Here is a 20,556-nt window from a genome sequence, read left to right as displayed (position 1 = left end):
CGGACAGGCAGTAATCTAGATAAAATATTACTTATTGCTCTCTATCTATAGACTGAGAACCGTTGTCATAATTTGAAAAGGAACAGAGAGGGTGGCAGAATGGAGCGCCTTTTAGAGGTAAAAGACTTAGCAATCTCATTCAAAACACGCGGCGGAGAGGTACAAGCCATCCGCGGCGTCAACTTCCATGTCAATAAAGGGGAAACACTCGCGATTGTAGGCGAATCCGGTTCCGGTAAGAGCGTAACCTCGCAAGCTGTAATGAAGCTGATTCCGCAGCCGCAGGGCATGTACAAGCGCGGACAGATTCTGTTCGAGGGCCAGGACCTTATCGGCAAGTCCGAGAAGCAGATGCAGAAGATCCGCGGCAAGGAAATCGGCATGATCTTCCAGGATCCGATGACCTCCCTGAATCCGATGATGAAGGTCGGTAAGCAAATTACCGAAGTATTGTTCAAGCATGAGAAGATCTCCAAGGAAGCCGCATACAAGCGGGCCATCGAATTGCTCGGCCTGGTCGGCATTCCTTCGCCGGAGAAGCGTTTCCAGCAGTATCCGCATGAATTCAGCGGCGGGATGCGCCAACGTGTCGTCATCGCTATGGCGCTTGCAGCGAATCCGAAGCTGCTGATTGCCGATGAACCGACAACCGCGCTTGACGTAACGATCCAGGCGCAAATCCTTGATCTGATGAAGGATCTGCAGAAGAAGATCGGTACGGCTATTATCTTCATCACGCATGACCTGGGCGTAGTTGCCCGCATGGCTGACCGCGTAGCGGTAATGTATGCCGGTCAAATTGTGGAGATGGGAACAGCGCAGGAGATTTTCTATGATCCGAGACATCCTTACACTTGGGGCCTTCTGGCATCCATGCCAAGCCTGGAGAGCAAAGGCAGCAAGCTGACTGCGATTCCGGGAACGCCTCCGGATCTGATCAAGCCGCCGAAGGGCGATGCCTTCGCACTGCGCAGCACTTATGCCATGGCTATCGACATGGAGAAGGAACCTCCGATGTACAAGGTATCCGATTCGCATTTAGTCAAGTCCTGGCTGATGCATCCGATGGCTCCGCAGGTTGAGCCGCCGGAGGTTGTGAAGAAGGTCCGCCGCGTACTGCCGAACGCTTATCCGGAGCCAGTGCTCCTTGGGAATAGCGGCGCGTATTAATCGGACGGATTAACATCATACTGTATCTATTAGCGTCAGGCCGTGCATGCGGCTTGGCGCTTTTTTGAATCCTTGTATAAGGAGCCGCAGGTAATGGCAAGCTGCAATCATACACAAGCAGGCGGCAAACTGTAAATGTAAGCGCTGCTGAATGTTTTATTTCACATATACTTAAACTAGTATTAATATAATTAAATAAAAGTATTGACTTTACCGCCTGTCCGCCGCAAAATGAAAGGGTATACATAGGAGGTAGAACGATGAAGAAGAGCGCAGTCACCACATTGGTATCCCTGGTGTTATTAACGGCCTGCAGCGGAGCGGGGAGCGGCGGAGAGCCGCAGTATGACAATGTATCGGTCCATGATCCTTCCGTAATCAAGGTGAAGAATACGTATTATGTGTTCGGTTCGCACCTGGCCTCGGCCAAATCCAAGGACCTGATGTCCTGGACACAAATCTCCAGCGAGGTCGCCGACGGGAATAAGCTGATTCCGAATGTGACGGAGGAATTGAGTGCAACCTTTAATTGGGCGCAGACGAATACGCTGTGGGCGCCCGATGTGATCCAGCTGGAGGACGGCAAGTTTTACATGTACTACAATGCCTGCAAAGGGGACTCCCCGCTGTCGGCCATGGGCATTGCAGTGGCGGACAAGATCGAAGGCCCGTACAAGGATCAGGGAATCTTCCTGAAATCGGGCATGGCCGGTATCGGTACTGACGGCGAGATTTATGATGCGACGCAGAAGCCCAACGTGGTAGACCCTGACGTGTTCTTTGATGAGGACGGTAAGCTGTGGATGGTTTACGGCTCGTACTCGGGCGGCATCTTTATTATGGAGATGGACCCGGCCACCGGTTTCCCGCTGCCGGATCAGGGTTACGGAAAGAAGCTGCTGGGTGCGAATCACGCCCGGATCGAAGGGCCTTACATGCTATACAGTCCTGAAACTGATTACTACTACCTCTTTCTCTCCTACGGGGGTCTGGACTCTCACGGCGGTTACAATATCCGGGTGGCCCGGTCGAAGAATCCTGACGGTCCTTTCGAGGATTCGGAAGGCAAGCCGATGCTGGACGCCAAGGGCACGGAGGGCGTATTGTTCGATGACCCGGCCTATGCGCCATACGGGGTCAAGCTAATGGGTAATTTTGTCTTTAACAGCACGGACAAGGAGTCGACGGTTCTTGGCTCCGGTTACGTGTCCCCGGGGCATAACTCGGCTTATTTCGACGAGAAGAGCGGACAATATTATCTGCTGTTCCATACCCGTTTCCCGAACGGGGGAGAAGCGCATGAGGTCCGGGTGCACCAGATGTTCATGAACGAGGAAGGCTGGCCGGTGGTGGCACCGCACCGCTACAGCGGAGAGAAGATTGGCGCCTACAAGCAGGAACAGCTCACCGGAACTTATAAATATATCAATCACGGTAAAGATATTACGGCGGATATCGTCAAATCCCAGCTGATCGAATTGACGGCGGACGGACAAATTACCGGGGCGGTAAGCGGAACCTGGACATTGAAGGGAGAGCATAAGGCGGAATTGATGATCAACGGTACTGCATACAGCGGCGTCTTTCTCTCGCAATGGAATGAAGCGACCGGCAGTGAGGTGATGACCTTCAGCGCCATTTCACAGGAGGGTATCGCCGTATGGGCCAGTCATGAGTCGCCTAAGAGCACAGGCGAATAACCCGGCCCGGCTGTAAGAACAAATAAAGAAATCGCCCCTTTTGGTCAAGTGGAAGTATACCGCTGACCTTTGCCGGGGGCGATTTCTTTGTCATTTCATCCTGCGTCGGGAGATAATTGTATTCTGTACAATTATCTCCGGCAATTTCTTCTGAATGCAGGAGATAGCTGCACTTCCTGCAACTAAATCTGAAAAAAAGTTGACGAGTGAGAGCAAACGCCCGTTATAGATGTACGAAATGCAACTATACAGAGGAAGACGGATCATCCGCATGTTTTAGTTGTACGGAACACAATTATGCGTTTTTCGGATTAATCTTCCTGACGGAGATTGAATATACGCCGTCAGTTATTCGGTTGCAGCTGTTACGGCTTACGGCTCATAATTGCGCAGTACAATAACGGCATTGTGCCCGCCGAAGCCGAAGGAGTTGGAGATGCCTGTGCGGAGCTCCGCCCTGCGGGCGACATTCGGCACAACATCCAGATCACAGAGTTCATCGGGAGACTCCTGGTTAAGGGTTGGCGGAATCAGGCCTTCGAGCAGACTTTTGAGCAAGGCGATAGCTTCCAGACCGCCGGCGGCGCCCAGTGTATGGCCGGTCATCGATTTATTGGCCGTCACTGGTATGCGGCTGGCGTCCTCACCGAACATCCGCTGGATGGCCAGTGTCTCCGAACGATCCCCCAGCAGGGTGGAGGTGGCATGGGCGCTGATGAGGTCCACTTCGCCCGGTTGGATGGCAGCCTCCTTCAAGGCTGCCGACATCGCCTGATACGCACCCAGTCCCTCCGGATGGGTTGCCACCATATGATAGGCATCGGAGCTGGCGCCATAGCCCAGCACCTCGCCGTATATTCTCGCGTCTCTGCGCAGCGCGTGGGAGAGCGACTCCAGGATCAGCACGGCACCGCCTTCGGCGATGACGAAGCCGTCGCGAGCGCCGTCGAAGGGCCTGCTGGCCTTATGCGGTTCGGCATTCCGGGTCGAGAGCGAACCCGCATTGCCGAAGCTGGCCAGCGAGATCGGGGTGACCGCCGCCTCGGCGCCGCCGGCGATCATGCAATCGGCGATGCCGAAGCGGATCAGCCGGTAAGCTTCACCGATGGCGGTATTGCCGATGGAGCAAGCAGTCACGGGCGACATAGAAGGACCATGCGCGCCGAACCGCATGCTGATCATCGCCGAAGCCATATTGCCGATCATCATCGGAATCAGCGTAGGGCTGACCCGTTCAGGGCCGCGCGTCCGCAGCACTTCCGCCTGCTCCAGCAGCGTGTGGATTCCGCCTACCCCTGAGCCGATGTAGACGCCAAACCTCTCGCCATCCGGCGGCTGCATCCCAAGCCCGGACTGCTCCCAGGCTTCTTCTGCGGCGGCGAGCGCGTACTGGCAATACAGGTCCATCCGCCGCGCCTCCTTGCGGCCGAAGCGGGCCTCGGCATCGAACCCGCGCACAAGTCCGGCGATCTTCGCTTTGTAATTTGCCGTGTCAAATGCAGTGATCGGCCCAATGCCGGATTCGCCTGCGGCAAGCCGGCTCCAGAATTCGTTCACGGTATTTCCAAGCGGTGAAATGACTCCCATACCCGTAATAACTACACGTTCCATATTCTATGTTCCTCCTTTATTTACTTCCGCAGAAAATCCTGCTTACATTGTTCATTCTCCATCCGTCCCATCCGGGAATATATGTATTGTTCCATTTCGGTTATCCTATTACAAGTTGGAGTTTATCCTAGTATAATAACTACTATCCTTGAATAAAGTTTGTATGTCTAAATACAGTTTGTTACCGGAACGGAGGAGCAGAGTGTCCAATCAGACCAGACTGCAAGCATTGTCGGAATTTCTGAAAGCGCGCCGGGCGGCCATATCCCCCGCCGCCGCCGGACTGCCGGAGGGTAACCGCAGACGGACGCCCGGCCTGCGAAGAGAAGAGGTGGCCCAGCTTGCCGGTGTCAGCAGCACCTGGTACACGTGGCTGGAGCAAGGAAGAGATATCAAAGTGTCGCCATCGGTCCTGGAATGTATTGCGGGGGCGCTGATGCTGACCAAGGACGAGCGCAGTTATCTGTTTGCCCTTGCCCTGGATAACGGAACCGGACATCAGCCGTATATTCTGGAAGAAGAGCCGGAAGTGAGTCCGGCACTGCAAAAAATTCTGCGCGAGCTGACCACCTGCCCCACGATTATTTCGGACCGCCGGTGCGCGATCGTGGGCTGGAATGAAGCGGCGGCCCATGTGTTCCTTGATTTTGCCCGGCTGGCCCGTGAAGACCGCAATATGATCCGGCTCTTGTTTGTACGGCAGGAATTCAAACGTCTGGCCGTCAACTGGGAGCAGTTCGTCCGGGGATATCTGGCGATCTTCCGCGCCTATTACGGGCAATACGTCGATGATAGCTGGTATGACGGGTTCATAGCGTCGATGAAGGAAGAGCATCCGGATTTTAGCCGGCTGTGGGAAGAGAGCAGGGTCAGCTCTGCGCCGGATGTCGTACTGGAATTCCGCCATGCCAAAGCCGGCAAAATGCTCTTTCATCTCACTTCGCTGCAGGTGCATGGCGGAGCGGATTTAAGATGCAGTATATACACACCGGCCGGGGATTCCAACACGGAGGGGAAATTACGCCGGTTAATGGAGCAACAGGCATGAAAGCTGTCGATCAATTTTTTTTATGAATTCATAAAAAACTATAAATATGCAATATTACATTTCGCGTATATACTCCTATTAAGGTGATTAATCCTTACATGAGACGGAAAGGATGTACGTATATATGGTGAAAGTAACCGGATTGGAAGGCGTTGTAGCCGGCGAAACGGATATCGGCCTCGTGGACGGCGAGAAGGGGTATCTGGTGTACCGGGGATATTGGGCCAAAGAGCTGGCCGTCAGCAAAAGTTATGAAGAAGTGGCCTATTTGCTCTGGAATGGCAGACTGCCTGAACGGGATGAATTGCAGACTTTGGTGCAGGAGATGGCTGCACAGCGGGCGATGCCGGACTATTTGAAAAAGATGATCGACCTGATTCCGGCCTCAGTGCCGCTGATGCTGGTGCTCCAGAGCGCAGTGGCGGCTCTGGGAAGTCCGGAGCATACCGCCTGGCCGCCTACGGTCCGGCAGGCCGTAAGACTGACGGCTGTGCTGCCGACCATCATTGCCTACCGTTACCGCAGGCTGAACGGACTGCCTGAGGTAGAGCCGCTCTCCGGGCTGGGCCATGCGGCCAACTATCTGTATATGCTGAACGGGCAGGTTCCGGAGGAGGCGCATGTCCAGGCGCTAAGCGCTTATCTCATCCTCTGCATGGAGCATGGCATGAATGCTTCGACGTTTGCCGCACGGGTCGTGCTCTCTACCGAATCGGATATGTGCGCTGCGGTCGCCGGGGCGATCGGCGCCATGAAGGGACCGCTGCACGGCGGAGCGCCGTACGAGGTCATTTCGATGCTGGAAGGCATCGGCAGCAAGGAGAATGCCGAGCCGTGGATCCGCAATGTGCTGGACAACAAGGGCAAGATCATGGGCTTCGGCCACCGGATCTATAAGACCAAGGACCCCCGCGCCGAAGCGCTGCAAATTGCCACCCAGGAAATGATCGGCAAGGATGAATCCTTCGACCTGGCCATCCATGTGGAGCATACGGCCATCCGTCTGCTTGAAGAATACAAGCCGGGACGCCGCTTATTTACGAATGTTGAATTTTATGCTGCGGCGATACTGCGCGCACTGCACCTCGATCCGGCCATCTTTACCCCGACTTTCACGATGGGCCGTATTGTCGGATGGACAGCGCATATCCAGGAGCAGGGGGCAGGCAACCGTATTTTCCGCCCGCAGTCGGTGTACACGGGGCCGATGCCGGAGCTTGAGCAGGTATAGTCACGGCGGGCAGCAATCTTCTCCGCGCATGCCAAAAACCTCCCCGAAACGCCGTTAAGCGTGCGGGGAGGCTGAAGAGGAGAGGAATGAGCGAGTATGGGCGGATACTCAAGCACTCAAGGGTAATGCTTAGTAAATTGCTGTGGCGACTGTAAGATAGCCTGTTACAGGGTTTGCTGCATTGGGATTAAAGAGCGCGGCATACAATAACGGGCTAGCCTTCAGTGTAAGACTTTGAAATGCAGGAATCACGTATTCAACGATTCCTCTGTCGGCGATCAGCAGGGATAAGATTACCGGAAATGCCGAATTGTTGATGACTGTAACCGCTGCGGCACTGCCGCCGGCCAGATCCTCGTAATACGAGCTTCCGGACAGCGGGTCGAGCGTAAAGGGTTGCTGTTGCAATAAGACTGCCATGGGGTTGACCTCCTTTGCCATTTGATAGATTATCTTATTCGGACACCCTGTAGCTGGCTTTGCCAGATGCCTTAGGAGATTGACACATTTGCTAGATTTACCGCAGGCAGCATCGGTTCCGCCCGCTCACTGGCCCGGTTTGTTAGTTTGTTCCACAGGCCTGCTCCCGGATTTCATCCGGCGCATTCTATGATAAACTAGAGTATATTCTGTTTTGGGTTAGGAGAATGTGCTTTGATCAAACTGGTATCATGGAATGTCAACGGTTTACGGGCTTGTGTCAACAAGGGATTCAATGATTATTTCCGCCAGTCGGGCGCGGATATCTTCTGTGTGCAGGAGACGAAGCTCCAGGAGGGGCAGATCGTGCTGGAGCACGGCGAAGAGTACCGGCAATACTGGAATTATGCGCTTAAGAAAGGCTATTCCGGCACAGCGGTATTTACCCGGATTGAACCGCTATCCGTCCGCTATGGAATCGAGGAGGACAGTGAGGCCGAAGGCCGGATCATCACGCTGGAGTTCGCCGAGTTCTATCTGGTGAATGTGTACACGCCGAACGCCAAGCGCGACTTGTCACGGCTGGAATACCGGATGGAATGGGAGGACCGCTTCCGGAATTACCTGCTGGAGCTGGACCGCCTGAAGCCGGTGATTGTCTGCGGCGATCTCAATGTGGCCCATCAGGAGATTGATATCAAGAATGCCAGGTCCAACCGGGGTAATTCCGGGTTCACCGACGAAGAGCGGGGGAAGATGACGACGCTGCTGGAAGCCGGATTTATCGATACGTTCCGGCATTTCTACCCTGACCGGGAAGACATGTACAGCTGGTGGTCCTATATGCCGAAGATCAGGGAACGGAATGTGGGCTGGCGCATCGATTATTTCCTGGCTTCTGAACGTCTGGCGCCCCGTCTGGAGGACGCCGAAATCGACTGCCATATTCTTGGCAGCGATCATTGCCCCGTGGTGCTGAAGCTTAAAGATACAGCCGGAGCAGAATAAAGCTTATGCTTCTGACCCATAAGGGACTGTCCCGGAGCCGTCATCACGGCTTCTGGTTCAGTCCCTTATGTTTGAGTGGATGGACTGAGAATTGTCCTATGGAGAGCCAGTTTGGTTCTTCTCCTGCATACACATATCAGGAGAGGAGCGTGAAGTGAAGATGGAGACGAAGGTTAAGCAATATTTCAAGCTGAAGGCGAAGCAAAAGGAGCTGGAGCAAGAGCTGGCAATATTACGCCAGGAGATTGTGGCCCATTGCCAGGAGACGGAACAGCAGGAGACGGTGATCGGCAGCTACAGAGTGAAGCTGGTAACGCAGCAGCGCAAGGAATTTGACGATGAGAAGCTGTATCATGCCTTGCCCGATCCTCAGGTGTGGCGGCTGCTGTCCAAGACCGATCCGGCCAAGGTGGCCGGATTGATCAAACTCAATATCCTGTCGGAAGCGGCAATTGCGCATACCTATGAGCTCAAGACGGTAACCCTGCTCCATGTAGACAAACAATAGCTGCTCTGCGGGTGAGACGAGGTTTGGGAATTGCGCTTCGCTGGCCGCCCCCGGATTTATCAGCTTGGGACGGGATTAACAGATGCCGGGCGCAACCTTATCCTGGTCCCCTGGACGAAGACTAGACTGGCGCCAGAGTTGCCGCCAGTCTGTTGACATTTACTGCTTAGAGCGTGGCCAGATGATCGGCGAAACGTATCTCCGGCTCGAAGCGGATCAAAGCGGACGATAATATTCCGGACCTTGGCTGGATTTGCAGCCATAAGGGTGCATCCCTGGAGATTTTGCGTTAGAATAGTGGGGATGTTTATCTTACCGCCTGTACCTTGGCACTACGGATATGGAGGAACGGTTATGAATGACTTTGCAATTTTGCTGGATAAATACGCGGAACTGGTGGTAAAGGTCGGGGTGAATGTGCAGCCCGGACAAGTACTGATGGTACATGCACCGCTGGAGACAGCTGAACTGACCCGCCTGATCGTGGGGAAGGCATACGAAGCGGGAGCCAAATATGTCATGGTCGACTGGGACGATGAGCAGGTGACGCGTATCCGTTACGAGAAGGCGCCGGAAGATTCCTTCGGGTATTACCCGCAGTGGCATGCGGATATGCTGGAAGGCTTTGCCCAGGAAGGCGGAGCCATATTACATATCAAAGTTCCCGACCCGGAGCTGTTTAACGGCATTGATTCGAAGAAGGTATCCACTGCAGTGAAAGCGGCGGCCATCGCCCGGAAGAATTATCAGAACTTTACCCGCAGCAGCAAAATCAGCTGGTCGCTGGTCAAGGCGCCGACACGCGCCTGGGCGGACAAAGTCTTCGCCGATCTGCCGGCCGAAGCGCGGATTGATGCCATGTGGGAAGCCGTGTTCCATATGAACCGGGTCGATGCTGCGGGCGATCCCGTGGCGGCCTGGCGCGGGCATATCGCTGACCTGAAGCAGAGCCAGGACCGGATGAACGCCAAGCGGTACAAGAGCCTGCATTACCGGGCGCCGGGTACAGACCTGCGCATTGCACTGCCGGAAGGGCATCTATGGCGCGGCGGCGGCGGTGAGAACGCCAGCGGTGTGTACTTCGTGGCGAATATGCCGACCGAAGAGATTTACACGATGCCGCACCGCACCGGCGTCAACGGTACGGTGACCAGCACGATGCCGCTGAACCTGAACGGACGGCTGGTTGACGGCATTACCGTTACCTTTACGGATGGTAAGGTAACGGCTTATGACGCCAAATCCGGCCGAGAGCACCTCACCTCCCTGCTGGAGACGGACGAAGGCGCATCCTACCTGGGTGAAGTGGCGCTCGTGCCGCATGATTCGCCGATTTCCCGGCTGAACCGCGTATTCTACAATACAGGCATCGACGAGAATGCCTCCTGCCATCTGGCACTCGGCAGCGCCTATCCGGTTAATATTGAGGGCGGCGTCGGCCTCTCCAGCGAGGAGCTGGTGCAGCGCGGTGCCAATGTCAGCCTAACTCATGTCGACTTTATGATCGGCTCTGCCGAGCTGGATATCGACGGTGAGCTGGCTGATGGAACCATTGAGCCGGTGTTCCGCAAGGGGAACTGGGTGCTGTAAGCAAGACTAGCAAAAGCAAGTCCCTGTGATTAAATGGGGTCAATACCGTTTATCCGCTTAGGCGGGTAAACGGTTTTGTTTTTTCAGCGACTCCGGAAATAATTCAGCTATCCCCAAAACGGTTTGGGCCGATGCTCCGTCTTAAACCATAGAGAGAGAGGAGGGGAGTGACATGACGATGCCCAAGGTGGTGGAGATGCAGAAATTGGCCCCCGCTGTGCCGCAGGAGGAGGGCCGCTTCTATGAGCTGGTGCTGGAGCACAGCGACCAGCTTTACAGTATTGCCTACAGCTACCTGCGCCGCCGCCATGACGCGCTGGAGGCGGTGCAGGAAGCGACCTGCCGGGCGTGGATCAAGCGCAAGACGCTGAAGCATCCGCAGGCTTTTAAATCCTGGCTCATCCGGATTCTGATCTATGTCTGCATCGACGAGCAGCGCAGAAGGAAGCGCAGTGTGCCGACTGCGGATGAACATATGGGTGAAACCGGTGCATACGACAATACGGACAGGCTGGAGATGCTGTGGGCGCTGGATCAGGTCAAGCCGAAATACCGCCATGTACTGTTGCTCAAGTATTATCACGACATGACCTTGGGTGAGATCGCCGAAATGTTCGGTAAGCCCGAGGGGACGGTCAAGACCTGGCAGCATAAAGGGCTGAAGCAGCTGCGGGCTATCATGCAGAATCGGGGTGAATGGAATGAGTATTGAGCGGTTGGAGAACGGGATGCGGGCGGAGTCCGCAGTGTTGATGAAGGAGAGGGAAGAGATCCGGGAGACGGGAGATGTCCGGCTGGCAGTGATGAAGGGACTGAACGAGGGCAGGAGCAGAGAGCGCCATACCTTACCGCGGAGAGGAATGATCTTTGCGCTGGCGGCCGCGGCAGTGGTTATATTGCTGCTGTTTATTTTGCCGGGGATTCACAATACTTCGCCGCACACCACGAAGGTACAGGAGGTGAACTGGGGGGAGCTGGAAGGCTTTAAGCGCTTGTCGTTGCTGGACATTAATCATGAGTCGCTTAACTCCGCTATCCGTCATGAATATATTCAACTGATCGGCAAGAGCGTGGAAAGCGGACCCTACCGGGTTACGCTGGATGCCGTCACGGCCGATGAGAACATGATTATCATGCTGTACTCAGCCACCACCGATGCCAGCCAGGAAGTGTACGGTTTCAGCGGTGCAAGGCTGAAGGAAACCGGTTCGGGCACTTATCTGGATACGGGCAATGGGATGGGGGCCCACGAATTGATGTCCGGCGAAGACAATTATCATAAGTATTATGGCAAAAGAGTGATCTATCTGGACCGGAGCAAGCCTTTTCCGGAACGGCTCGAAGCGGACTTGCAGGTTGCGTCGGTCAATCCCGGCAAGATGGATGATCCCAAGACAGGAACCATTATGGCGGATATGCATTATTCCCCTCGTCTCAAAATCAGCTTTACGCTAGATGCCAAATTCAAGCAGTACGCTACAAGGATTATTTATCCGGATCAGCAGTTCACTCTGGCGGGTCATGAAGTATCGCTGGCCCAGGTGGAGCTGTCACCGCTGCTGGTGCGGGTCAGAATGGCATACCTTAATGAGGGAGACAAGGCCTGGCCGGTGCGCCAGGAAATCTTTGAGGCCGGGATGTATACAGAGATGGTTTCCAGAACCCACGGCGTACCGGTTAATTTGAATGCCTCCACCGGTTACGGTATGGAAGGCGGCTACGAGCGGCTGTATAGCAGCAATATGCTCGATAATCCCGATTCGCTCGAATTGATTATCCGGACCAAACCGGGTGAAGAGAACGGGGAACTGCGATTCGAGCTGCTGCAATGATGGATATCTTTCAGCATTGCCCGCAGCGCCACCGCTGCTCTATACGGGAGTAATGTGAACACTCATATCCGCCGGTCCGGCAAAAAAGAGGCTGGTTGTCACCAGCGCATCGACGCCGGTGGCTGCATATTCTGCCGCATTCTCCTCGCGGATGCCGCCTGCCGCAAGCAGGCCGATGCCGGGGTTTACCGCCCGCAGACTCGCGGCAGCGGCACGCAGCGCCTCCGGCGTCAGCTTGTCGAACTGCACAGCATCGACACCCGCCCGGCATAGCGCCAGGGCGGTCTCTGCGTTATCCGTCTCCACGATCAGCTTCTTCTCCGGCAGCTTGGCCTTCAGTTCCGGAATCCGCCGGACCAATTCCTCCAAGCCGCCCAGAAAATGAATATGCTCGGCAAAGACCAGCAGCGATTCGGAGAGTCCAAGCCTGTGCGGGAAGGCTCCGCCGCACAGGACCGCTTTGACCGCCAGCTGCTTGGTGCCGGGGAAGCTTTTGCGTGTGGCGACGACGGCTACAGCCGGATTTACCGCCTTGACCTGGTCGACGACGCGTTTTGTTTTGCTGGCGATGCCTGAGCAGCATTCCAGCAGGTTCTGCGTCGCTTTCCAGGCCATGTGCAGCGCCTCGGCCGGTCCTGCGGCTTCCAGGAAGGTCTCACCGGGACCGGTCCATGTACCGGAAGGCAGGGAGAAGTGTACCTCCGCTCCCAGCTTGGACAAGATGCGTGACGCTTCCTCGGTTCCGCACAGCACAGCCGCTTCCCGGGAGTAATAGCGCATGACGCCTTGCTTTCCGCCGAGATCCAGCGCCCAAGTCGTCAGATCGCCATAAGGCGCGTCTTCGGCAATTATGCGGTCTATCGCTTCATCCGATAAATAGATCACGGGTATTGCTCCTTCAGAGTGGATTGTCCGCCGAGCGGCGGGCCAGAATTAAAGCTCTTATTATTAAAACGGAACGCAAGCTTATACCCGTCAAAAGTTTCGCGGTACTCTTCTTCGTAATTGCCGCCGGTATACGCTGCAATGGTCCGCTGCCAGAATTTGCGGCCGGCAACATTCTTCTCAGCGGGATTGGTGAACAGCTCCCAGTTCCCCCGGAAGCGCCGGAAGACCTGCAGCGCGGCTTGTCCGGCAATGCCTTTGCCGCGAAACGGCTGCAGCACGAAGAAGTCGTTCAGGAAGTAGTCGGTTCCCGCTGCACAGTGCGGCGGGGTGGCCACCAGCGCAAAGCCCGCCGGCAATTTACCGGCCCGGATCAGGAACGGATAAAGGCAGCCGGGCTTGTCCCACCAAATATTTTGCACATGATATTGCTCCGCCAAGGTTCTGACCTCTTCATCATCCTCAAAGATGCCATGCGCATTCAGCTGCGGGCCGTCCTCCAGCTCATAATGTCCGGACAAATCATGCAGATACAAAGGGTACAGATTCTTGATGATATAGGATTTCGATGGATCGGTAAGCTCCAGATGTACATTCATTATTGTCAACCCTTTATATAGTATAGTTAATATATTCCAATATTAGCGGCGGCCGTCAAAGAAAACAATACTTTAAACTAGAAATGATAATGATTATCAATTAGAATGGAGTGAGAAACCCATTATTAAGCTGCCTACATAAAGTCTGCGGATCGTCGTAAGCTTTCGGCAAGCATAGGAGGAAACGGTCATGATGATTCAAACCAGAACATTCACTGTAGAGAAAGGAAACAGCGATAAAGTAGTGGAACGTTTCAGTGCTCCCGGCGCGCTGGAAGAGATGGAAGGGCTGATCGACATCAGTGTTTCGGTCAATAAGAAAAGTAAGGAGCATGAAGAAGTGCTCGTACTGATCCGCTGGGAATCGGAAGAGGCCTGGAAGAACTGGGAGAAGAGCGATGCGCATATCCAGGGCCACCGTAACAGCAGAGGTCAGGAGAAGCCTGCCTTTATCCTCGGTGTGAATGTGAACATGTATGATGTGAAGACGGTCAAGAATGGCAAGGCATCGAGCACAGAGGCGTAAACACCTGAATGCGGATGATATAAAAATACATGAGTTAGTGCGGGCATCCGGTACTCCTATAGAAGTTGGGGCACCGGGTGCCTGTTGTTTTGCCGGACGACATGGCAAGCACTGCCTGCTCACTTGAGCCCCGCCGCTGGAAGCGTTATGATTAATTCAGCCTGAAGAACAGTGAGACGGGTTAATTTAAGGCGAGAGCCGGCAAAAGGGTGAACAGGCTTGCAAGTAACGATTCAGCATATCGCGGACAAATTGGGATTATCCGTCAGCACGGTATCGCGGGCGCTGAACGGCAGCTACGGCGTGCATCCGAAGACGATCGCCCGTGTCCGGGAGACCGCCGATGCGCTGGGCTATGTAACTAATCTGGGAGCCAAGCAGCTGGTTACCCGCAAAAGCAATCTGGTCGGCATTTTTATCGCCGACTTGCCGACAGAGGTAGTCCGCGGCAGCGATTATATCCTGCCGACGCTGAGCCGGGCGCTGCGGGAGCAGCAGAAGGAGAGCCTGCTCTTCTCTTTGCCGCTTGGGGAATACAAGCCCGGCAGCCTCAGTGAATGGGTCCGGATGCGCAGTCTGGATGGTTGTGTGTTCATGGCTCCCTTCGCCAGGGAACATCCCCTTATCCAAGAAGCGCTTCAGCTCCAAGTGCCGTCCGTCAATATGGGCGCAGCGGAAGGTCCCTACATGGCGCTGGCAGCATCGCATAACCGGGAGGGCGGAAGGATGGCGGGAGCACATCTGCTTGAAATGGGACACCGGAGAATCGGTTACATTAACGGTCCTCCGCACTTACATATTTGCAGAGAACGGTATCTTGGGTTCTGTGATGCTTATCTTGCCGGTACAGGAATAAAATTTCCGGACGTCCAAGCGGTATGCGGCGATTTCAGCGGGGCCAGCGGAGGCAGATCCGTGCTGGAGCTGCTGGCGCAGTTCCCCGATCTGAGCGCGGTCTGCTGCGCCAACGACTTAATGGCCATGGGGGCCATTATGGAGCTTACCCGCAGCGGAGTCAGCGTACCGCAGGACATCTCGGTGATCGGCTTCGATGGCGCGTTCTTTACCGCGTATACGAACCCGCCATTGTCCACCATACGCCACCCCTACGAGGTGATCGGAGCGACCGCCGCCGAGCTGCTGATGGAGCTGCTGAACGGCGGGCCGGCAGGCCGGGAATTACTGTCGCCGGAGCTCATTGTGCGGGATACGGTGAGGCGGCTGGGATGAACGGATTGCTGCCGGGTGGGTAAACGGTCCAAATGTGTATGAAAAACCGACCACAGTGTGCTGCTGCGAGGGCAAACGGGCCGAATGTGTATGAAAAACCGACCGAAATGTGTATGAAAAACCGACCACAAAGTGCTGTTGTGAGGGCAAACAGTCCAAATGTGTATGAAAAACCGACCGAAATGTGTATGAAAAACCGACCACAATGCGCTGTTGTGGGGGCAAACGGTCCAAATGTGTATGAAAAACCGACCACAATGTGCTGTTGTGAGGGCAAACAGTCCAAATGTGTACGAAAAACCGACCACAAAGTGCTGTTGTGGGGGCAAACGGACCAAATGTGTATGAAAAACCGACCACAAAGTGCTGCTGCAGGGGTAAACAGTCCAAATGTGTACGAAAAACCGACCACAATGTGCTGTTGCCAGCGTAAACGGCTCTGCTGCGAGGGCGAACGGGCCGAATGTGTACGAAAAACCGACCACCTATAGCAGCCCCGCCAGCAGGCGGGGCCATTTCGTATGCATATAGTCGTCTGAAGCACAACGGAAGCCGCTGCATCCGGTGAACCGCGAACGAAAGAGAAATCGAAGGTTCGACAATTTTTTTGCGTGACCCCCTTGAAATCGCTAACAATGCGTCATATAATGGACACATCGAAACGATTCGAATTAGAACAAAGCTACACAGCAATAATAGTCACCGATTATTTCTTGCAATGAAGAATATCATCAAGTAAGCGTTTAGATTCTCTATAATAGGGTTAATAATTTACGTGGAGTCTCTAAATAGGCGATAATCTTCAGGAGAAACAGAGAATTTTTTTTGAAACAAAATCGAAACGTTTCGATGTAAGGGCTTTATTTATGATTTTCCAACGAATGGCTCACACTAAAACAGGGGTGAAAACACAATGAAGACAAAAACCGGAATAACTGTACTGAGCACGCTGCTGGGCTTCTCTGTGATTATGGCGGGCTGCGGCAATTCTAATGAAGCGGCGGACGGCGACAGCAAGACACTGAAGGTCTGGTTCATGGGAACATCCGATACCGTTGATCCGATCGCCGAGATGTATGAGAAGGAAAATCCGGGAATCAAGGTAGACGTTCAAGCGATTCCATGGGATTCTGCACATGATAAGCTGCTGACTGCGGTAGCCTCCAAGGACGGCCCGGATGTCGTGCAAATGGGCACCACCTGGATTCCCGAATTTGCGGCTGCAGGCGCACTGACGGATTTGGCGCCGTACATTGAACAATATCCGGAGCTTCAGCCGGACAACTTCTTTGAGGGAGCCGTTCAGACAACACAATATGAAGGCAAGACCGTAGGCATTCCGTTCTACGTAGAGACGCGGGCGATGTTCTACCGTACGGATCTGCTGGCCGATGTCGGCTATCCGGAAGGGCCCAAGACCTGGGATGAGCTGAAGGATGCCAGCCGGAAGCTGGTCGAGAAGGGCGGCGCCGGGCATTACGCGCTGCCGGTCGAGGGCAAGGATTCGATATTCCCCGCTATCTTCGCCTGGCAGAACGGCAGCGAGTTGATCGACGAGAACCGTCAGCCGCAATACAACCAGCCGGCCTATGTCGAGATGGTGGAATACCTGAAGAGCTTCTATGACGAAGGGCTGTCGCCGCTCGGCACCGACCTCGATACGGTATCGGCATTCAAAGACGGCACCATGGCCATGTTCATCAGCGGTCCATGGATGATTCAGACCGTGAAAGACAAAGCACCGGAAATCGACGGCAAATGGGCGGTAACCACCCTGCCGGCCAAAGAAACGAATGTTTCGTCCATCGGCGGCTCTAATATGTCGATCTTCAGCTATACGAAGAATGCAGATGAAGCAGCGAAATTCCTCGCGTTTATGGCCAGTCAGGAAGCGCAGCTGAAATACTATGAGACCTCCAACTCCATGCCTGCCCTCAAGGCAGCCTGGGACAATGAAGCCCTGACCGATCCGATGATCGCAGCCTTCGGCAAGCAGCTGGAGACCACGCGTCCGGCGCCGATGGTTAAGGAATATGAAGAAATCGCCCAGGCGGCTATGGCCAGCTTCGAGCAGATTACAGTCGGCGGTGCGGATATCCAAACCGAACTGGACAAGCTGAACGAGAAGGCAAACGGGCTGCTCGGCAACAAGTAAGGGTCGGCTCCGCAATAAGTAACGGGCTGCTCGGCAACAAGTAAGGGTCGGCTCCGCAATAAGTAAGGGGCCTGCTCTGCAAAAAGTAACAGGCTGCTCGGCAACAAGTAAGCACGGGCAACGGACAAGGCCGGAATCTTCCAACCGTTTTTGGGGTTCCGGCCTGCTCCGGTTATTCCCTGCCGGGTCAAGGCAGAAGTGCAGAAGGAATGTGAAGGGATGTGAGGAAAGTGAATTCATTGCTGAAGCAGTGGAATAAGCATAAAATGCCGTATCTGTTTATCGCGCCGGCAGTCATTCTGCTGACTTTATTTTCAATCGTACCGATCTTTATCGCACTGGTGATCAGCTTCACGGATATGGATCTGGTCGGACTGGCGGATTACTCCAATATCGGCGGCGTCGGCTTTGCGAATTATGTGGATATTTTCAAAGATCCCGTATTTCTGAAATCCATGTACAACACTGTAATTTATGTAGTGATCGGTGTGCCGATGGTCGTTGTGGCTTCGATGGGCGTCGCTTTGCTCCTGAATTACGGGACAGGCTGGCTCTTCAAGAGCTTCCGCGTCATCTACTATATGCCGTCCATCACCAACATCGTGGCTGTAGCGGTTGTGTGGGGCTATCTGTATAACGGCAGCTACGGTCTGTTCAACCACATGCTCTCCTGGTTCGGGCTGCCTGCGCAGCAGTGGCTTCAGGACCCGTCACTGGCCAAATTCTCGCTGATCCTGATGGCATTCTGGAAGGCGATCGGACTGAATATGATTATTTTTCTGGCGGCGCTGCAGGGAATTCCCCGGACGTATTATGAAGCGGCGGAGATTGACGGGGCCACGGGTTGGAAGAAGCTGCGGTATATCACGGTGCCTCTGCTCGGGTTCGCTACTTTCTTTGTGACCATTACGACCTTGATCGGCTGGATACAGTTCTTCGAAGAACCTTTGGTCATGACCAAGGGCGGTCCGCTCAACGCGACGATGTCCATGGCGCTCTTTATTTACAATAACGGGTTCCAGCTCAGCAAATTCGGTTATGCGGCTTCCGGTTCATTCGTACTGTTCGTCATCATAATCATTGCGACAGTAATTCAATTCGCGGTCAAAAAGAAAGAAGTGGAATACTGATCCGGCACAGCCGGCGTTTCACGCACGAAGGAGGGAACTAGAATGGCTTTTCGGGTCAAATCAATGGAAAAATGGCTGATGATGGCGCTGCTGATCTTCGGAGGCCTCTTGATGATGGTGCCTTTTATCTGGATGATCGGTTCCTCGTTCAAGCCGGAGAATGAATTTACCGTAATTCCGCCGGCGTTATTTCCGCAGCATCCGACGCTCGACAATTATAGAGATCTGTTTACGAAGATGGACTTTTTGGTATATTTAAAAAATACGCTGATTATCGTCGTCTTCTCCTTTGTCGGCATGTTTCTTAATGCAATGGCCGGCTATGCGTTTGCCAAGTTTGAGTTTCCGGGCAAAAATAAGTTCTTCTTTCTGATTCTCGCAACGATGATGATTCCCGGTCAGGTCACGATGATTCCGACCTACCTGATCATCAATAAACTGGGTCTGGTGAATACGATGGCAGGGATTGTACTGCCCGGTCTTGTCGGGGCCTTCGGGATCTTCCTGTTCAGGCAGTTCATGTCGACGATTCCTTATGACCTGCTGGAGGCGGCCCGGCTGGACGGCGCCGGCGAGCTGCGGATCTTCTTTCAATTAATGGTTCCGGTGGTGAAGCCGGTGTTCGCCGTGCAGGGGATTCTGGCTTTTATCGGTGCCTGGAACAGCTTCCTGTGGCCGCTCATTATCGCCAATGACGAGAAGCTGTATACGCTGTCGGTAGGCTTGTCGCTGCTCAAGGGGCAGTACGGCACGGAATACGGTCTGCAGATGGCCGGAGCCGCATTCATGGTAGTGCCGATCATTATCATATTTATCTTCTTCCAGAAGCATATCATAGAAGGATATACCATCTCCGGCATGAAATAATATAGGGATGCATCCTGCGAAGGTCTTATACGAAAGGTTGAAGGGCATGGCAACGATAAAAGATGTAGCAAAGCTGGCGGGAGTTGCGCTCTCGACGGCCTCCTATGCAATGAACGGCGACAGCAAGGTCAGCGCCAAGACGAGGGCCAAGGTGCTGGAGGCAGCCCGGACGCTCAATTATCAAAAGAACGGCTTCGCCATGGATCTGAAGCGCAGCCGCACCAATACGATTGCCCTGATTCTGACCGATCTGTCCGGTCCTTATTATTCGGAGCTGATCCGCAGCATACAGGATGTCGCGCTGTCCAACAATTATGACCTGATCGCCTGCAGCTCCATGGGCGGCAAGGAATCGACGGCGGTCCGGTTCATGCTGGAGAAGCGGGTGGACGGGGCCATTGTGCTGGCCCAGAATATTACGGATGAAATTCTCCAGGCATCGGCGGGCAGCCGCTTCCCGATTGTGGTGATGGACCGGCTGCTCGCCGGGTCCGGACTTACCAGCGTCGTTGTGGACGGCGAGCAAGGCGGCTATACCGCGACCCGGCATCTGATAGAGAAGGGTCATCGTTCCATTGCCTACATCAGCGGTCCGGCGAACTCGTATGATAATGCTTTGCGCTACCAGGGATTTCTGCGGGCCATGCAGGAAGCCGGGCTGGAGGAGAAGCCGAAGTGGAAGCTGAGCGGCGGTTTTGTCCGCGACGGCGGCCATAAAGCGACCAAAATGATGCTAATGCAGGGGGAACTGCCCTCGGCCATATTCTATGGCAACGATGAGATGGCTATCGGCGGACTGAAGGCGCTTGAAGAGGCGGGAGTGTCTGTTCCGGGAGAGGTGTCGGTCATCGGTTTCGACGATATTCAGCTGGCGGAGTATATCCAGCCTGCACTGACGACTATCCGTCAGCCAATGTACGAATCCGGTTCACTGGCCGGGCATCTGCTGTTCCAGATGCTTAACGGGGATAGTGTCGATGATATCTATAAACTCAAAATCGAGCTGATGGACCGCAAATCGGTCCTTTCCCGGATCTGACGGGGAG

At 54.3% G+C, this 20,556-nt stretch carries 19 protein-coding genes; 15 read left to right on the top strand and 4 right to left on the bottom strand.

The window, feature by feature from the left end; all coding sequences use genetic code 11:
• Positions 1–99: 99 nt before the first annotated feature.
• Both F1379_RS08295 and F1379_RS08290 read left to right on the top strand, forming a co-directional pair.
• On the top strand, positions 100–1,170 hold the full coding sequence (locus F1379_RS08295) for an ABC transporter ATP-binding protein (protein WP_150268373.1): 1,071 nt from the start codon (positions 100–102) through the stop codon (positions 1,168–1,170).
• Between the two features lie 260 nt (positions 1,171–1,430).
• Positions 1,431–2,870 (top strand): arabinan endo-1,5-alpha-L-arabinosidase AbnB, encoded by a 1,440-nt coding sequence (locus tag F1379_RS08290; RefSeq protein ID WP_150268371.1) that lies wholly within the window; start codon positions 1,431–1,433, stop codon positions 2,868–2,870.
• Positions 2,871–3,242: 372 nt separating this feature from the next.
• Here F1379_RS08290 and fabF read toward each other — a convergent pair whose 3' ends face one another.
• On the bottom strand, positions 3,243–4,481 hold the full coding sequence (gene fabF / locus F1379_RS08285; RefSeq protein WP_150268369.1) for a beta-ketoacyl-ACP synthase II: 1,239 nt from the start codon (positions 4,479–4,481) through the stop codon (positions 3,243–3,245).
• A gap of 202 nt (positions 4,482–4,683) precedes the next feature.
• Between fabF and F1379_RS08280 the strand changes: the two genes are divergently transcribed.
• Both F1379_RS08280 and F1379_RS08275 read left to right on the top strand, forming a co-directional pair.
• Positions 4,684–5,529, top strand: coding sequence for a helix-turn-helix transcriptional regulator (locus F1379_RS08280; protein WP_150268367.1), 846 nt, complete (start codon positions 4,684–4,686; stop codon positions 5,527–5,529).
• Positions 5,530–5,653: 124 nt separating this feature from the next.
• Positions 5,654–6,760 carry a citrate synthase/methylcitrate synthase gene (locus tag F1379_RS08275; protein WP_150268365.1) on the top strand — a complete coding sequence of 369 codons (1,107 nt, stop codon included), beginning with the start codon at positions 5,654–5,656 and terminating at the stop codon, positions 6,758–6,760.
• A gap of 129 nt (positions 6,761–6,889) precedes the next feature.
• Here the strand turns inward: F1379_RS08275 and F1379_RS08270 are convergent, their stop codons facing one another.
• Positions 6,890–7,180 (bottom strand): hypothetical protein, encoded by a 291-nt coding sequence (locus F1379_RS08270; protein ID WP_150268363.1) that lies wholly within the window; start codon positions 7,178–7,180, stop codon positions 6,890–6,892.
• Between the two features lie 237 nt (positions 7,181–7,417).
• On the opposite strand from F1379_RS08270, the gene F1379_RS08265 reads away from it, so the two are divergent.
• The 5 genes from F1379_RS08265 to F1379_RS08245 all read left to right on the top strand — a co-directional run bounded on the left by F1379_RS08265 (position 7,418) and on the right by F1379_RS08245 (position 12,118).
• Positions 7,418–8,188: an exodeoxyribonuclease III gene (locus tag F1379_RS08265; RefSeq protein WP_150268790.1), complete on the top strand. Its 771-nt coding sequence runs from the start codon at positions 7,418–7,420 to the stop codon at positions 8,186–8,188.
• Positions 8,189–8,348: 160 nt separating this feature from the next.
• Positions 8,349–8,696 carry a hypothetical protein gene (locus F1379_RS08260; protein WP_203457071.1) on the top strand — a complete coding sequence of 116 codons (348 nt, stop codon included), beginning with the start codon at positions 8,349–8,351 and terminating at the stop codon, positions 8,694–8,696.
• A gap of 354 nt (positions 8,697–9,050) precedes the next feature.
• Positions 9,051–10,286, top strand: coding sequence for an aminopeptidase (locus F1379_RS08255; protein ID WP_150268359.1), 1,236 nt, complete (start codon positions 9,051–9,053; stop codon positions 10,284–10,286).
• Positions 10,287–10,458: 172 nt separating this feature from the next.
• Positions 10,459–10,998 carry a sigma-70 family RNA polymerase sigma factor gene (locus F1379_RS08250; RefSeq protein ID WP_338046110.1) on the top strand — a complete coding sequence of 180 codons (540 nt, stop codon included), beginning with the start codon at positions 10,459–10,461 and terminating at the stop codon, positions 10,996–10,998.
• Entirely contained in the window at positions 10,988–12,118 is a 1,131-nt protein-coding gene (locus F1379_RS08245; RefSeq protein WP_150268357.1) for a DUF4179 domain-containing protein, read from the top strand. The genes F1379_RS08250 and F1379_RS08245 overlap by 11 nt, the downstream gene beginning before the upstream one ends.
• Positions 12,119–12,157: 39 nt before the next feature.
• On the opposite strand, the gene modD is transcribed toward F1379_RS08245, so the two are convergent.
• Together modD and F1379_RS08235 are read right to left on the bottom strand one after the other, a co-directional pair.
• Positions 12,158–13,003, bottom strand: a complete 846-nt coding sequence (modD, locus tag F1379_RS08240) for a ModD protein (protein ID WP_150268355.1) — start codon at positions 13,001–13,003, stop codon at positions 12,158–12,160.
• Positions 13,000–13,602, bottom strand: coding sequence for a GNAT family N-acetyltransferase (locus F1379_RS08235; protein WP_150268352.1), 603 nt, complete (start codon positions 13,600–13,602; stop codon positions 13,000–13,002). The genes modD and F1379_RS08235 overlap by 4 nt, the downstream gene beginning before the upstream one ends.
• 190 nt (positions 13,603–13,792) lie before the next feature.
• On the opposite strand from F1379_RS08235, the gene F1379_RS08230 reads away from it, so the two are divergent.
• From F1379_RS08230 to F1379_RS08205, 6 genes are all read left to right on the top strand, one after another.
• Positions 13,793–14,128 carry an antibiotic biosynthesis monooxygenase gene (locus F1379_RS08230; RefSeq protein WP_150268349.1) on the top strand — a complete coding sequence of 112 codons (336 nt, stop codon included), beginning with the start codon at positions 13,793–13,795 and terminating at the stop codon, positions 14,126–14,128.
• 219 nt (positions 14,129–14,347) lie between these two features.
• Positions 14,348–15,358, top strand: a complete 1,011-nt coding sequence (locus F1379_RS08225) for a LacI family DNA-binding transcriptional regulator (protein ID WP_150268347.1) — start codon at positions 14,348–14,350, stop codon at positions 15,356–15,358.
• 913 nt (positions 15,359–16,271) lie between these two features.
• Positions 16,272–17,513, top strand: coding sequence for a sugar ABC transporter substrate-binding protein (locus F1379_RS08220; RefSeq protein ID WP_150268345.1), 1,242 nt, complete (start codon positions 16,272–16,274; stop codon positions 17,511–17,513).
• 266 nt (positions 17,514–17,779) lie between these two features.
• Complete coding sequence (locus F1379_RS08215) at positions 17,780–18,643, top strand: carbohydrate ABC transporter permease (RefSeq protein WP_203457069.1); 864 nt, start codon at positions 17,780–17,782, stop codon at positions 18,641–18,643.
• A 42-nt stretch (positions 18,644–18,685) separates the two neighbouring features.
• A complete protein-coding gene (locus F1379_RS08210; RefSeq protein ID WP_150268341.1) occupies positions 18,686–19,510 on the top strand; it encodes a carbohydrate ABC transporter permease in 825 nt (274 codons plus the stop codon).
• A 46-nt stretch (positions 19,511–19,556) separates the two neighbouring features.
• The gene (locus tag F1379_RS08205; RefSeq protein WP_150268337.1) at positions 19,557–20,549 is read left to right on the top strand and encodes a LacI family DNA-binding transcriptional regulator; all 993 of its coding nucleotides are present in this window, start codon (positions 19,557–19,559) and stop codon (positions 20,547–20,549) included.
• Positions 20,550–20,556: the final 7 nt, after the last annotated feature.

The organism is Paenibacillus tepidiphilus (assembly GCF_008635795.1).
Classification (GTDB): Bacteria; Bacillota; Bacilli; order Paenibacillales; family Paenibacillaceae; genus Paenibacillus_AQ; species Paenibacillus_AQ tepidiphilus.
This window is presented reverse-complemented; position numbering and strand designations above follow the sequence as displayed.